At 59.5% G+C, this 9,730-nt stretch carries 8 protein-coding genes and 1 rRNA gene; 4 read left to right on the top strand and 5 right to left on the bottom strand.

Translation table 11 applies throughout. The annotated features are described in order from the left end of the window. The 3 genes from VL598_RS05265 to imuA all read right to left on the bottom strand — a co-directional run. A partial coding sequence (locus tag VL598_RS05265) for a PHP domain-containing protein (RefSeq protein WP_325325639.1) occupies positions 1–1,874 on the bottom strand: 1,874 nt, incomplete at its 3' end. Positions 1,875–1,880: 6 nt separating this feature from the next. Then, positions 1,881–3,350 (bottom strand): DNA polymerase Y family protein, encoded by a 1,470-nt coding sequence (locus VL598_RS05260; RefSeq protein ID WP_325325638.1) that lies wholly within the window; start codon positions 3,348–3,350, stop codon positions 1,881–1,883. Continuing rightward, the gene (gene imuA / locus VL598_RS05255) at positions 3,280–3,987 is read right to left on the bottom strand and encodes a translesion DNA synthesis-associated protein ImuA (RefSeq protein WP_325325637.1); all 708 of its coding nucleotides are present in this window, start codon (positions 3,985–3,987) and stop codon (positions 3,280–3,282) included. The genes VL598_RS05260 and imuA overlap by 71 nt, the downstream gene beginning before the upstream one ends. 181 nt (positions 3,988–4,168) lie before the next feature. Between imuA and VL598_RS05250 the strand changes: the two genes are divergently transcribed. Continuing rightward, the gene (locus VL598_RS05250) at positions 4,169–5,776 is read left to right on the top strand and encodes a sensor histidine kinase (RefSeq protein WP_325325636.1); all 1,608 of its coding nucleotides are present in this window, start codon (positions 4,169–4,171) and stop codon (positions 5,774–5,776) included. Positions 5,777–5,913: 137 nt separating this feature from the next. Next, the gene (locus tag VL598_RS05245; protein WP_325325635.1) at positions 5,914–6,273 is read left to right on the top strand and encodes a DUF3564 family protein; all 360 of its coding nucleotides are present in this window, start codon (positions 5,914–5,916) and stop codon (positions 6,271–6,273) included. 329 nt (positions 6,274–6,602) lie between these two features. Here VL598_RS05245 and VL598_RS05240 read toward each other — a convergent pair whose 3' ends face one another. Beyond that, complete coding sequence (locus VL598_RS05240; protein ID WP_325325634.1) at positions 6,603–7,193, bottom strand: alpha-ketoglutarate-dependent dioxygenase AlkB; 591 nt, start codon at positions 7,191–7,193, stop codon at positions 6,603–6,605. A 475-nt stretch (positions 7,194–7,668) separates the two neighbouring features. Between VL598_RS05240 and VL598_RS05235 the strand changes: the two genes are divergently transcribed. Together VL598_RS05235 and VL598_RS16990 are read left to right on the top strand one after the other, a co-directional pair. Then, positions 7,669–8,850, top strand: a complete 1,182-nt coding sequence (locus tag VL598_RS05235) for a metallophosphoesterase (RefSeq protein ID WP_325325633.1) — start codon at positions 7,669–7,671, stop codon at positions 8,848–8,850. A gap of 308 nt (positions 8,851–9,158) precedes the next feature. Further along, positions 9,159–9,410 (top strand): GNAT family N-acetyltransferase, encoded by a 252-nt coding sequence (locus VL598_RS16990; protein WP_414718659.1) that lies wholly within the window; start codon positions 9,159–9,161, stop codon positions 9,408–9,410. 232 nt (positions 9,411–9,642) lie between these two features. Here the strand turns inward: VL598_RS16990 and rrf are convergent. Next, positions 9,643–9,730: ribosomal RNA gene (gene rrf, locus VL598_RS17055) — 5S ribosomal RNA — on the bottom strand; the annotation flags it as partial.

Here is a 9,730-nt window from a genome sequence, read left to right as displayed (position 1 = left end):
CGCACGATCGCGACTTCGATCACGAGATCGTAGAACTCCGCCGGCTTGAGCCGCGGCAACATCGACATCTGGGCCCGCGACTCGATCTGGAAAACGCCGACCGTATCGGCGCGCGAGATCATTTTGTATGTCTCCGCGTCTTCGGGCGGAATGTCTTGCATTTCGAACCGTTCGCCGCGCCGTTCGGATACGAGATCGAGTGTGCGGCGGATGGCCGAGAGCATGCCGAGCGCCAGCACCTCGACCTTGAGGAGCCCTAACGATTCAAGATCGTTTTTGTCCCAGTCAATGACGGAGCGCTCCGGCATGGCGGCATTCTCGATCGGAACGAGGCGAGATAGCTTGCCCCTGCTGATCACGAAGCCACCTGAATGCTGCGATAAATGGCGCGGAAAGCCGAGCAATTGAATCGCGAGAGTCGCCCATGTCTGCGTGAGCGGCGTTTCCGGATCCAATCCGCACTCCACGAACCGCTTGAGCAGATCATGTCGGCCGTCGAACCACTGATGGGACTTGGCAACCGCATCGACGATCTGCGGATCGACCCCGAGCGCCTTGCCCGTTTCGCGCAACGCGCCGCGCAGCCGATAGCACGAGACGGCAGCCGCGATCGCGGCTCGGTGCCGGCCATATTTCGAATAAATGTATTGAATGACTTCTTCGCGCCGCTGATGCTCGAAATCGACGTCGATATCGGGCGGCTCGCCGCGCTCCTTGCTGATGAAACGCTCGACGAGCAGATTGCCGCGCGCCGGATCGACTTCGGTAATTCCCAGACAGTAGCAGACCGCCGAATTGGCCGCCGACCCCCGCCCCTGACAAAGAATGCCCTGGCTTTTTGCGAAGCGCACGATGTCATAGACAGTCAGGAAATACGGCTCGTACTGGAGTTCGCGAATCAAATCGAGCTCGTGCTCGATCTGCATTTGGACTTCCTGCGCAATGCCATGCGGAAATCGATGATGCGCACCGATATAAGTCTCTTGCCGCAAGTAGGCAGCCGGGGTCATGCCGTTCGGAACCAGCTCGTCAGGGTATTCATAGCGCAACTCGTCCAGCGAAAACGTGCAGCGGGCGAGAATGCGGGTCGTTTCTTTCAGCGTGCGCTCCGGATACAAATTGGCGAGGCGCAGGCGCGGACGCAAATGCTGCTCTGCATTAGGTGCGAGCTCATAGCCGCACTCGCGCACGGGTTTGCCGAGGCGAATGGCCGTCATTGTGTCTTGCAGCAGCTTGCGCGAACGCACATGCATCGCCACGTGTCCGAGTGCGACGACCGGCATGTCACACTCCTGCGCGACAAGTTCGATTACACCGCGATGAATATCGTCCATGGCGCGCTGATGCAGAACAAGCCCGCACCATGCTCTGGCGGGAAAAATCTCGTTGAGCCATCGGAGCTGCTCGTGCAATGCGGCTTCGTCGGCGGGAAAACCGGGTACGAGAATCGCCAGACAGTCCGGCATGCCGCGCAGATGGTCATATTGCCTTTCCGGCCGCGCAAGATCGTGCGGCGTCAGACGATATTCCCCCTTCGATGAGCGCGTCCTCGCCAGTGTGATGAGCTCGCACAGATTGCCGTAGCCTTCCCTGTTCTGCGCGAGCAATATCAGACCGAACGAGGGCGAACCGTCAACGCTGACAAGCTTGAAGTACGATCCGATAACCAGCGGCAGTTGTGCCTTTTTCGCGGCCTCGTGCGCACGCACCACTCCTGCGAGCGAACATTCGTCGGTAATCGCGAGACCAGCGTAGCCGAGCTGCGCAGCGCGCTCAGCCAGCTCCTCGGCATGCGAGGCCCCCTGCAAAAACGTGAAATTTGAAAAGCAGAACAGCTCGGCATACTCCGGCAACGCGGTGAAAGCGGTATCCATCGCAAGTCATCCGAAAAGCCCGTGAAGAAACCAGCATGGTTCTTTTTCCAAATCGCGGCTGCTGACGCGTTCGCGATATATCCAATAACAGCTTCGGTCCTCCGCTTGCGCGACGAAATAGTCGCGTGTCACGAGTGCGCCGTCGAACCATCCAGCTTCAATGCGCTCGCCCGGCGACACGATTCTCAACGGCGATCCGTAAAACGGCCGATGTTGACGCATCAGCAAGCGCACTGGTTTTTCGAGAAGCCATGTGGGGCGCGGCAACGCATCGGGTGCTGACGCCGCCTTGACGCTTTCGTGCACCGGCACCCAACGGTTCGCGACTTCCGGACGATAATCGGCCACGGGTGCCGCTCGAAGGACGTTCTCACTGCCCAGACGCGCAACAAGCAGTTCGACTAGACGCGCATGGTCTTGCGCCGAACCGCCGGGTTCGGGAAACAGTGTTTCCGATGCGGGGGCTGCCGGTGTCACGTCCGTCGCTTCGAGACGAAGCGCGATCACCGATGCGGTCAATTCCAGACGGCCTAGCTGTTCCTTGAGCAATCGGATCAGATGCTCCTCTTTCCATGTCGGCTCACTGAGCGCGATACCAAGCATCGTCGGGGGAATCGCTTCCCGGCCACGCTCGTGCTCGAGAAAAAACGTCACAGCCGACAGCGAGAGCTGCCGCGCGACAAGCCAGCCGCACAATTGCGCGACCAGACGCCGTGCAGCGAACAGCACGCCTTCGGCATGCTCGACCCGATCCGGCAGTTCGCTACATGCGGCAAATACCGGGGGCGGCGTAAGCCACTCAAATAGCTCTGGGGCGGTACCGAAGGCGCGGTCGAGTGATTCAAGCACATCGACGCCGCACCGGCGTTGGAGGCCGGCACGAGGCAGGCGGCAGACATCGGCAATGGTGTTGCAGCCCAGCCCAGTGAACCATTCGGCGAACGGTTGCAACTCCGGCACCGTGCACAACGGCAATGCGTAAAGCGCCCTTTCGAGCGAGCGCATTTTCACAAATCGGTGCCTGCCGTGCTGAGCAAGAAACCATGCGCCCTGTCCCGTGGGTGCGGCGCTCATTCGCGCGCTCAGGCCTACGTCGCGCAGCACGCCCTGCACCTGCCGGCACAATCGCGCAATGCCACCGAATAGCCGCAGGCTCGCACTGACGTCGAGCACAATGGTTGCATCGCCAGCCATGCTCACTTCAGGCGAAAACCGCATCAGCGCCATCGCGACTTCGCGTTGCGCCGATTCCTCTTTAACTGCATCCCGTTCATAGATTTCGGCGCGAGGCGCGAGCGTCAGCACGCCGCCACGCCGCATGCCGAGACGCACGCCTGCCGCACGCGCCGCATCGTCTGCGACGACGACTTTCTCCTTGTCGAGTACGACCGCGCCGGATGCCGGTTCAGGCAACCACTTCGGCCGAAACACTTCCAACTCGAGTCGGTGCAGTTTGACGGCGAGCAATACGCGCATGGCGGCTGAACAAAATGGGGCTGGGTTGCAGAGGAATCGAGAGGGGCTCAGCACGCGTCGGCCCTCGTCGTTTCACGATGTCGACGCTGATGCCGTCCCCTGCCGGGCGCAGCGCCAGCCTCAGCAAAGCGGGTGAAGCGTCTTGCGCGGCCGCAAGCGGCCTCACCATAACGAACAACGTCTCCGACGACTGAGCCACGAGATGCAGCCGCCGTAATGCAGCCGTCGACACGTGCGGTGCCCAGAACAGCAGCGCCCCGCAGGTCCCGGCCCGCAATATCTGCTCGGCTGACCAAGCCGCATCCGCCGTTTTCGATGCCCGCACCTGAATCAATTGCGGGAGCGGCACACCCAGATAGGCGAAAGCCGGCGCATTCGGAAGATGCGGAGGCTGCACAAGCACAATCGGAAGCTTGGCGAGGGCTGCCAGCGCCGGGCGCAAAAGTCTGATCTCGCCGACTCCCGGCTGCTGGATCAGCAAATCCACGAGTGCCCCGACCGGCCAGCCACCACCGGGCAATTCGGCTGAAAGCGCCGCATAGCCCGTATCGATCGTGCGCATGCCCCCCCGAGCCAGTTGGGAAGCGCGCCAGAGAGACGGATGAACGTCCTCGGGATGAAAGAGCGCGGCAGACATGATGAAAGATAATAGGACAAAGACTGTATGGATATACAGTATCCTACACGCATTCCTGGTGTTTGGAATAGGCTCTTTTAAAGGAGGCGGCTCATCCAGAATTCTCACGCCGCCGACACGGCGCCCCCCCTACCGCAAGGCTATACTGTGGCGCAACGGCTCTTTCCAGGTGGTGAAGCGCATGCAGCATCTCGATGCGAAATCATGTCCGGACCTGGCAACGTTTCTCGAGAGAAGGCGCGGTCTCGTTACCCGAAGATGGTTACGAGCCATCCGCGCCGATCCTAAAATCGCGCCGGCGGGCAGGCTCACCACGCGCCAATTGATCGACGCGCTGCCGTCCTTTTACGCTGAGCTATGCGCGGCTTTGCGCGGCGAATCTCCTGTGGCGCGCGCTCGCCTCGAGCAGGATGCTCGCAAGCATGGCCGCGAACGATGGCTGCGCGGCTACCAGCTCGACGAACTTTTTTGCGAGCTCGACGATTTTCAGCGCTGCGTGCAAGATGCCGCGCGGGAGTACTTCGCCGCCCTCCCGGCGGCGCGCGCCGGTCAGGTCGAAGCGCACAAAGTCATCGAAAACCTCTTCAGCGCCACGATCTACGAAGCGATCCGCCAGCTTCTCGCACAGCAGGAGCAACGCATCATCGAGTCGCTGACTGCACGGGACCGCGCACTTTCGGCGCAGCATAAGAGCGACGAGCGTTTGCGCATGGCGGCGGCCGCAGCGCGCCTGGGCATATTCGAATGGGATATCGAGAGCCCCATTAGCGTTTGGGAAAACGAACGCATGTACGAAATCACCGGACAACCCTTTGCGCTGGGGCCGCTCACGTTCGACGCCTTTCTTGACGAACTCGTGCACCCGGAGGATCGGGAAAACTTCGTCGAATGCTACAGCGCCGCCCATAGCAACCAGGCCGAATTTCATTGCATCTTCCGCGTTCGTCGCATCAACGATCGGGCGGTACGCGTCGTCGACATGCACGGCAGATTCAGAACGGGACTCAACGTTGACGCAGAAGCGTCCTTTATCGGAACGCTCGAAGACATCACGCGCCGCGTAGCGGACGAAGATGCGCTGCGCGAAGCCAATCGGCGCAAGGATGCCTTTCTAGCGACACTCGCACATGAACTGCGCAACCCGCTGGCCCCGATCAAAAATGCTGCCCAGATTTTGAAGATGGCGACCAATGGATCGCCCATGGAGATCCAATGGACACAAGCCGTGATCGAACGGCAGTGCGATCATCTGACGAATCTCATCAATGATTTGCTCGACATTTCCAGAATCACGACGGGGCACATCCAGCTCAAGCGCGATATCGTCGATCTGAGCGAGGTGATCGCGCGCGCCATCGAGATCAACAAGCCGGCGGCCGATGCACATGCCGACTCGATACGAGTTACGCTGCCCGACGCCCGTATTTTCGTGCATGGTGATATGACGCGGCTCATCCAAATCATCTCGAACCTGCTCGATAACGCCATCAAGTATTCGCAAGACGGCAGCGACATCGCCATTGTGTGCGATGTGCGCGATGTTGAGGCACGCGTCGCGGTGCGAGACAGTGGCATAGGTATCCAGGCAACGCACCTGGAAAAGGTGTTTGAGCCGTATATGCAGGTCACTCCGCTCGACGGCGCATTCCGCTCGGGCCTGGGCATCGGACTGGCGGTGGTCCAACGGCTCGTTCAGATGCACGGAGGAACCGTCTTCGCACGCAGCGATGGGCTCGGAACTGGCTCGGAGTTCGTCGTCGTATTGCCATTGCACGATAAAGGCAGCTGACCGGAACAAGTTCGAGTGGCGTAGGTCGGCGATTTTTCCTAAAGTGAAATCTAATCGAAGCACGAGCAAGCATCGCTTAGCAACCAGGAAAAAGGGGCGAGCGAGGAGACCGCCAACCTTATCTGGAGCGACTTTCAATGAGACTCACGATTCTGATCAACGGCCCCGATCCCACCGTCAATCATGATTACGCCGTGCTATGGCTTGATACCGAAGAGCAGGTATGGTCGAGAGAATCGCACGAAGGGATCGATTTGCCGCCATGGGGTGATGTGCGTGATGAAAACGGCGTCGTCCAACTCTGCCCGCACAGCGAGGACACGCCGGTTTGCACGCTGAGCGGCCTTCGCGTTGACCGTGATCGCGGCGTAGCTGCAGCACAAGGCGCCGCTCAATGGTCCTGCTCCCCCAAGCACTCGCCGATGGGCGGTTTATGGCGACTCCAGGCTGTCGAGAAAAGATCGGTTAGGCCGGAAAACAGCGTTTTTCCACGTTGAGCACTCATGGAGTTGCGGTTTCCGCCGCGTTTGGCGTCGAACGCGAGCTGTGCGGCCGGGCTTTGAATTCCAATGCGTTAGCTTCCGACTGACTACCGAACCGAACGCACCATGACGCGGGTGCGCTACCCTGCGCTACCTCGCGCTACCTTATAGCCGGCTTCGGCTTCTCAAGGCCAGCCCTCGCCCCCTATTAGAGCTCGCTTGACGTTACGTCGGCACGTTACTCTTTTGAGCCGATTAGGTTGAAAGATGCCAATCGCTATATTCGTTATGCGCATAAACGGCGTTGCGTCGGCCGTAGAGCTGAGCGAGGTCAGAATGCCAGGTCAACGCGGCGTGACAAAGCGGAACGTCAAGTTGATTCTCTCGCCGCGTAGGCCCGGCACCTTCGGCACGCGATGCCGCCAATGCGCCTGCGTCTGTCCCCGCATCACGAGAAGGCTGCCGCTCGTAAGTTCGAAGCTGCGCATCGCCCCGCTCTCGTTGTGACGCAAATCGAACCTGCGTGCCGCGCCGAGACTCAGGGACGCAATCACGGGTTCGTTTCCGAGCTCCGGCTCCCGGTCGGCATGCCAGCCCATGCTGTCCGCGCCATCGCGGTAGCGATTCAGGAGCACGCTGTTGAACGTCGCACCGATGGTCACCTCGAGCGCCACCTTCAACTCGCGCACGGTGGGCGTCCAAGCGAGCGGCTCGTTGCGGATGCCGGAATAGACATAGACTGCGCCTGGCTCGCCTTGCCACGCCGTCAAGCGCGGCAACCGCTTGGGACCGCCGGGGGTGCCGATCATATCCTGCTTCCACATGACTTCATCAATCAGATGAATTAGCGCTGAAGCTGCCCGCTCCGGCTCGAGCCAGTGCGGAAACCAATCCAGCTCGGGCTCCGCAATCCCCCCAAACATATCTTCAATCATCTGATGTAAGCCCGTGAGGATAAATCCATGTACAAATGAGAGAGCGTGGGCCATTTTTGCGTGCCACTCCCTCCGCAATGTGCCGATGAAGCAAAGACATTCAATGGCGCCCATCATCGAATGGTTTCGCGCTCAAACCTCTCACCCGTACACATCATGACGCTTTCAAACGACGTCAGAGGCAATATGATGTGACTGCCCTCGTACCCCAGATGGTGCGAGCCCCGATGTGCTTTTCATGTTGGCCTCTGTCGTTGCACAGCAGGGTTTGTGTTGCTTTCGATTTATTAATCGCCGGCCAAAGCCATTAGATCGGCGCCGCGCCAAAGAATTCCGAACGCCCATACTCGGGTATTGAGGCCAGACATGCGGCGCCTGCGCTCCCGGCAAATAACAGGTACCGTCGGTAGAATTACATAGCTTTTGGCTTAATTTATCTGGGCCCGTCCGCGCTCGCACCCTTTCTTCTTCTCTTATGCGCCGCTCCTCCTTCTTTACTCGCGTCATCGTCATTGGCGTCTTGATGCACATTTTCGTCGGTTGGCGACTCATTCCGGAGTGGCCCGTACAACCCTTTGTCAAGGCGTTGGCCGTGCTCTGGCTGATATCGTCGTGCGTGCTCATTCCACTTGGTGTGCTCGCTCGCCGATTCGAGCGCCAGCCGCTTGGCGACAGGATTGCCTGGGTTGGGCTGCTCGCGATGGGCTACTTTTCGTCGCTGCTTGTCTTCACGCTCCTGCGCGAGGTAACAATCGCATCGATTTTCGTTCTTGACGTACTCCAGCCGGGAACCGCATCGCTTGATCATTGGGGCGTCGTTACGGCGGTGGCCGTACCGGCGCTTGCGCTGCTGTCGACCGCTATCGGTTTCGCCAATGCCCGCCGGCGCGCGAAGGTCGTAACGGTCGAAGTACCTGTCGCCGACCTTCCCGCTGCGCTCGCTGGTCTCACGATCGTGCAGATCAGCGATATCCATGTCGGGCCCACGATCAAAAAACAATATGTTGAAGCCATCGTCGCCGAAGTAAATCGGCTCGCGCCTGATCTCGTAGCCATAACCGGTGATATTGTCGACGGCAGCGTCGCTCAACTCGCCGAGCACACACGACCTTTATCGGGGATCCGCGCGCGATATGGAGCTTATCTGGTCACTGGCAATCACGAGTATTACTCCGGCGCCGACGAATGGGTAGCCGAATTTCGGCGACTTGGCCTGAAAGTGCTTTTGAATGAACACGTCGTCATCCAGCACGACGACACGCGATTCGTTGTGGCTGGCGTGACGGATTATTCAACCGGGCATTTAAGCGGAATACATCGGAGCGATCCCGCCGGTGCACTCAAGAATGCACCGCCAGAGGCCCACGTTAAGGTGCTACTGGCGCATCAGCCGCGCACCGCGCTTGCCGCCGCGAATCTCGGATATACGTTACAGCTTTCCGGGCACACACACGGCGGCCAATTTTTCCCATGGAATTTTTTCGTCCGGCTGCAACAGCCGTTCACCGCTGGCCTGGCACGCATTGGTGATCTGTGGATTTACACAAGCCGCGGCACCGGCTATTGGGGGCCGCCCAAACGGCTCGCTGCGCCCTCCGAGATTACGTGCGTGCGGCTAGTGCCTGCGAATTCCATGTCCCTTTCGCGAGTTGCTTAGTTTGAGGTATCGCCTGCTTGCGGGATTGGCGGGCGAAAGTCCCTGGAGCGAGGCTCACCAAGGTCCGTCATCCCATCCGCGGCGACCTCTTCGCCTTTTATGAACCACTACCCCGAAATTAGGTCAGCTTGTTCACATGATGCCGCAGCGATCGGGGCACTGTACCGACAGCTGGTTGGCGACATGCACGTCCGGGTGGAAGGCAGCCGCATTCAGGCAATCTCCGATGATCCGTGCACGAAGCTCTTCGTTTGCGAAGTGAACGGCGAGGAACGGCCACGGTGTTGGTTTCTTTGTGCTTGGACGTTATGTATGGGAATCAACCATTTGCTGTCGCGGAGAATCTGGCGGTCGATTCGCAACATCGGGGCAAGGGACTGGGCGAGAAACTACTGCGAGAGGTCGAGCGATTCTGTTTGAGAGAAGATTGCTCAAAGATCATGCTAATGAGCAGTGCGACCCGCGTAGACGCTCATCGATTCTTTGAGCGGATGGGCTTCCGCTCGGATGTAAAGCGCGGATTCGTAAAATACCGCAGTCAGCTTACCCCCGCGCCCTGATCTTTCGGCTGCGCATTCTTGTTGCTCAGGGCGGTGCCACCCGTCGCGTCAGCGGCGACGGATTCTCGCCACAGCAGAGGGAGGGCCTCGTCGTCATCGACAGTCTGTGCGTCATCGACGGACTGTGCGAACAGTTTGCGCTGAAACGGTCACTTGAGAAGATTAAGGGTTTCAGCCGCGCGTAAACGCAAAAACCCCGCCGGATAGGGCGGGGTTTTTGACGGGATAGGGAGCCTGACGATTACCTACTTTCACACGGGAATCCGCACTATCATCGGCGTGGAGTCGTTTCACGGTCCTGTTCGGGATGGGAAGGGGTG

Origin of the sequence: Trinickia sp. (genome assembly GCF_035492435.1) — a bacterium.
Classification (GTDB): Bacteria; Pseudomonadota; Gammaproteobacteria; order Burkholderiales; family Burkholderiaceae; genus Trinickia.
The sequence above is the reverse complement of the archived record's forward strand: the minus strand, read 5'-3'. Positions and strand labels throughout refer to the sequence as shown.

What these genes read in the sequence shown, in the direction of transcription:
- VL598_RS05260 (WP_325325638.1), bottom strand. Translation starts at nt 3,350, where the DNA reads ATGCGCGTATTGCTCGCCGTCAAACTGCACCGACTCGAGTTGGAAGTG.
- imuA (WP_325325637.1), bottom strand. Translation starts at nt 3,987, where the DNA reads ATGTCTGCCGCGCTCTTTCATCCCGAGGACGTTCATCCGTCTCTCTGG.
- VL598_RS05250 (WP_325325636.1), top strand. Translation starts at nt 4,169, where the DNA reads ATGCAGCATCTCGATGCGAAATCATGTCCGGACCTGGCAACGTTTCTC.
- VL598_RS05245 (WP_325325635.1), top strand. Translation starts at nt 5,914, where the DNA reads ATGAGACTCACGATTCTGATCAACGGCCCCGATCCCACCGTCAATCAT.
- VL598_RS05240 (WP_325325634.1), bottom strand. Translation starts at nt 7,193, where the DNA reads ATGATTGAAGATATGTTTGGGGGGATTGCGGAGCCCGAGCTGGATTGG.
- VL598_RS05235 (WP_325325633.1), top strand. Translation starts at nt 7,669, where the DNA reads ATGCGCCGCTCCTCCTTCTTTACTCGCGTCATCGTCATTGGCGTCTTG.
- VL598_RS16990 (WP_414718659.1), top strand. Translation starts at nt 9,159, where the DNA reads ATGTATGGGAATCAACCATTTGCTGTCGCGGAGAATCTGGCGGTCGAT.